Origin of the sequence: Streptococcus danieliae, from assembly GCF_013415245.1 — a bacterium.
In the GTDB taxonomy this organism is placed as follows: domain Bacteria; phylum Bacillota; class Bacilli; order Lactobacillales; family Streptococcaceae; genus Streptococcus; species Streptococcus danieliae_A.
In genome coordinates, this window is the sequence record NZ_JACBXX010000167.1 from 1 (window position 1) to 4,161 (window position 4,161).

3 protein-coding genes are annotated in these 4,161 nt (G+C 43.5%); all 3 read left to right on the forward strand.

What is annotated here, in order from left to right; genetic code table 11:
• Window positions 1-139 precede the first annotated feature (139 nt).
• The 3 genes from HZY94_RS08220 (at window position 140) to HZY94_RS08230 (ending at window position 3,808) form a co-directional block, all read left to right on the forward strand.
• Entirely contained in the window at window positions 140-373 is a 234-nt protein-coding gene (locus HZY94_RS08220) for an LPKTxAVK-anchored surface protein (protein WP_179925757.1), read from the forward strand.
• Between the two features lie 107 nt (window positions 374-480).
• Complete coding sequence (gene srtB, locus HZY94_RS08225) at window positions 481-1,293, forward strand: class B sortase, LPKTxAVK-specific (RefSeq protein WP_179925758.1); 813 nt, start codon at window positions 481-483, stop codon at window positions 1,291-1,293.
• 340 nt (window positions 1,294-1,633) lie between these two features.
• Window positions 1,634-3,808 (forward strand): glycoside hydrolase family 68 protein, encoded by a 2,175-nt coding sequence (locus HZY94_RS08230; protein ID WP_179925759.1) that lies wholly within the window; start codon window positions 1,634-1,636, stop codon window positions 3,806-3,808.
• Window positions 3,809-4,161: the final 353 nt, after the last annotated feature.

Consider the following 4,161-nt stretch of genomic DNA (forward strand, 5'->3'; position numbering starts at 1 on the left):
TATAGCGCTTTGACGTTGTATTGAGGCTCACAAAAGGGAAAAATCGCTACTTTACCGTGGCGATTTTTCTTTTTGCAGTTCAGTAATCCCCCGTCAGAACTGAGGTTCGAAACAACGGGAATGATTCTACTACCAAGATATGGTAGATGCTATCGAAGCTGAAGGTGGAGTTCTTCCAGAAGAAGGAACTACTGACTTCACACTTGATCCAGTTCGTGCAAACCACTCAGTAGAAGAAGCAAAATCAACAGAAGAAGCTGTTAAAGATGCAAAAGCAGCTGCTAAGCCTGCTGCAAAACCTGCACAAGCAGCTGCAAAACCTGCAGCAAAAGCAGGACAAAAAGTTCTTCCTAACACTTCTGCAGTTAAATAAGGCACAGGGAATCGACTAGATTACATGTGAAGGAGGCGAGAGTCGGGTCTTAGGATTATCCTATTCCCCCTCTCGCTTTTCATTTTCAAAAATGTGAGGGTAGATAGATGAAATTCGTAAAAAATTCGCTTAAAGCGCTGCTTACAGGCTTCCTATTAGTGACGGGATTGCTTCTGACCTTGGTAGCTTGCAGTTCTGCTAGCGAAGCTAATCAAAGCACTTCTTCAAGCCAGAAGCAGCAGGTAGCGACCTACAAGCCTTCTGCTGAGGAAAAAGCTTATCTCAAGAAACGATTTGAGCCGTTACTAGCAACGAACAAGGATACAGTGGCTTATGTCTATGCACCAGGGACCAACTTGGATGAGCCTGTTGTGCAGACGACAGACAATGCGACTTATTTAGACAAAACCTTTGATGGTGGTTATGAGCCTTACATGGGGACAGTCTTTATGGATATGGACAACAGCAAGGATTTTAGTGATCGCTTAACTTGGCTCTTTGGGCATGCTCGAGGCAGTAAGGTTCCAGATAGCCGGATGTTTAATGATGTAAACTTCTACAGCAATAGCGACTATTTTAGCCAACATCCCTATGTCGTGGTTGAAACACCAGAACGGAAATATTACTATGAGGCTGTAGCCATGATTATTGTTCCGGAAACCACAGCTTTTTACCGTACCGAATTTGATTCTGACCAAGACTTTGTCGAGCAGTTGAACCAAGTTTACAAGGATGCTCAGGTTAAGAAAAAAGATGTCGAGATTAAGGCAGAAGACCGTTACCTTGTACTTTCAACTTGCCGTGAAGAAGACGAAACAATTCGTGCCAATCTCTACCTTCGTCAGATTCCAGATGACGAGATGGACAAATTTGTGAAAGAGCATGGTGAGAAGTTGGCTTATAAATCAACGCGTGATTAAGCAATAGAACCTCTTAGTTTCGTAGCAAGATGAGCTAAGGAAACGATTATCATCACCTATTGGAAAAGGCTTAGTCCCCTTATTTGTTGGAGTTTGGATTCTAACAAATGAGGGGCTTTTCTTTTGGCGGGAGGTGTGAGGGGCACTTGGTTAAAATAGTAGACTTTTGTCAACTACTGATTTCATTTTTATTGATGTATTTTCCTGTGTTTATGTTACAATAATGTTACTAGGATTGGGAAAATCCTTGAAAGAAATCTGTAAAATTTCTGGATTCCTTGGTAGTGATTTCGTGAAATCACTTTAAAATATTGAGATTAAAAATTTTTAGGAGAGTAAGATGCAAAAGAAAATGCGTAAATCTAAGAAAAAATGGATTGTAGTCAGCGCAGCCACGGCCGGTATGATGGCAGTTGGAACATCATCTGTTGTTGCAGCTGATAGTGTTGGCGCGAATGCTCAGGAAGCGGTTCTGATCGCTGCTGAGGGAGCAGAACCTGTTGCAACTACAGCTGAGAATAGTGCTCCAAGTTCAGCAGCTCCAGTGGAAACTCCTGCTAGCCCAGCTGAGCCTACACCAGCTCATGCTTCAGCGCCAGTTGCATCGGCTGCTGATGAAGTGAAGGAAGCTGCTCCAGTAGAGAAGGCTGCTGTGAAACCAGCTGAGGCTGTTGTTACAAGTCAATCAGCAGCTCCAGCCCCAGCTCAAGTAGAGCCAGCGACACTTGGTCTTAGCAAGCAGGCTTATGAGGTTGCTAAGGAGGCAGGTCTCGCTCTAGCCAACCTAACAGAGGCGCAAAAGGTTGCTCTGAACCGTGTTCGTAAAGACCTTCCATCAAATTCTGGAACCTTAATCACCTACAAAAATTTTGAAGATATTGCAACATCATTAGTAAATCGTGATTCCCGTTACGCGATTCCATATTTCAATGCTTCGCAAATTGAAAATATGCCGGCGGCACGAACTCGTAATGCCCAAACCGGAGAAGTGGCTGATCTAGATGTATGGGATTCATGGCCTGTTCAAGATGCTCAGACTGGGCATATTGTGAACTGGAATGGTTACCAATTGGTTATTGCCATGATGGGCTTGCCACATGAAAATGACCAACATATCTACCTTCTTTATAACAAGTATGGAGACAACAACTTTGCCAACTGGAAGAACGCTGGTTCAATCTTTGGCTATGGTTTGTCACCGCTTGTGCAACAATGGTCTGGTTCTGCAACTGTTAATAAGGATGGTTCTATCCAGCTTTATTACACCCATGTGGACACAAGTGACCAGTCTAACAATCAAAAATTAGCAACGGCTACTTTGAACTTGTTGTTTGATGATCAAGATGTCCGTATTCGTTCAGTGACCAACAACCAAGTCTTGACTCCTCAAGGTGGAGATGGTTACTTCTACCAAAGCTATGCCCAGTGGACTCAAGGGGATCGTGGTTTTGATAATATTGCCATGCGTGATCCGCATATTGTAGAGGAAGCAGATGGGACACGTTACTTGGTCTTTGAGGCTAGCACTGGTCAACAAAATTACCAAGGGGAAGACCAAATCTACAACTGGAACAACTATGGTGGCGATGCGTCTTACATGGTTAAGAGTCTCTTCAACTTGTTGGAAAATGAAGGAATGTACAAAAAAGCGGCTCATTCCAATGCTGCAATCGGAATTGTCCGCTTAGGTGGTAGTGAGAAACGTCCTTATGTGGCTCAATACTACACACCACTTGTAAGTTCCCCAATGGTTAGTGATGAGTTGGAACGCCCAAATGTTGTCAAACTTGGTAACCAGTACTACCTCTTTACAACCACACGCTTGACTCATGCGGCTAACCACAATATTCTTCATGCAGCCAACCAGGCCGTTGGAGACAACGTTTTGATGTTGGGTTATGTGTCTGATAGCTTGTTGGGTGGTTACAAACCGCTGAATGGTTCCGGTGTTGTTCTAACAGCGACTGTGCCAGCAGACTGGCGGACTGCGACCTACTCCTACTATGCTGTTCCAGTTGAGGGACATGAGGACCTCTTGTTGGTGACTTCTTATATGAGTAACCGTAGTGAGGTTGCCGGAGTGGGAAATAACTCAACCATGTCTCCAAGCTTCCTCATCCAAGTCTTGCCAGATGGGCAAACCCGGGTTCTCGCTCATATGACTGAACAAGGGGACTGGATTTGGGATGAAACTAGTCAGTCTGATCGTATGATGGGAGACGAAGAAACTTCTCGCCTTCCAGGTGAAGACTTCATCGTTGATTGGTCTCGTATTGGCTACTATTCTTATGGACGCAATGGTCAACTAAAACGGATCTATCAACCAGAAATGCCAGTGGTTGTAAAAACATCAACTCCTGAGAAACCGGCTGAAGTTGTTCCAACAGTGGTCAAAACTGAAAAAGCCTTGCCTAAGACTGGAACCGAAGATGCTTCTTCGATGGTCGTGGCAGGTACAGTTGTAGGCTTGTTAGCAACCCTTTCAACTGTGAAAAGCAAACGTAAAAAAGCCTAGTTTGGGATTGGGGAATTGTTAGTTTCACTTCTTAGACAGGATTGAATCCATAGCCTTACTTGGAGTATCTCTAAGTGAGGCTATTTTTGTTTTTCACGGGGTCTTTTTTGTCCTCCTTCGGGCTCTGTGTTAAAATCCCGACTTTATCACCTAGATTTATGAAAACTTAGCTCAAACCCTTGATAGAGCTGAGTTTTTTTGTAAAATCCAACTATTTTTCTTGTTATATATGGTTGTGTATGGTATAATAGAGTATGGCATTTATCAAAACAACTACCAATAAAGAAGGCCGTACTCACGTTTATCTTGTAGAAGGATATCGTAAGGACGGTAAAGTAAAGCAACGTATTTTA

Excerpts from the sequence above, each read along its gene's own strand:
- HZY94_RS08220 (WP_179925757.1), top strand. The coding sequence starts at position 140 with ATGGTAGATGCTATCGAAGCTGAAGGTGGAGTTCTTCCAGAAGAAGGA.
- srtB (WP_179925758.1), top strand. The coding sequence starts at position 481 with ATGAAATTCGTAAAAAATTCGCTTAAAGCGCTGCTTACAGGCTTCCTA.
- HZY94_RS08230 (WP_179925759.1), top strand. The coding sequence starts at position 1,634 with ATGCAAAAGAAAATGCGTAAATCTAAGAAAAAATGGATTGTAGTCAGC.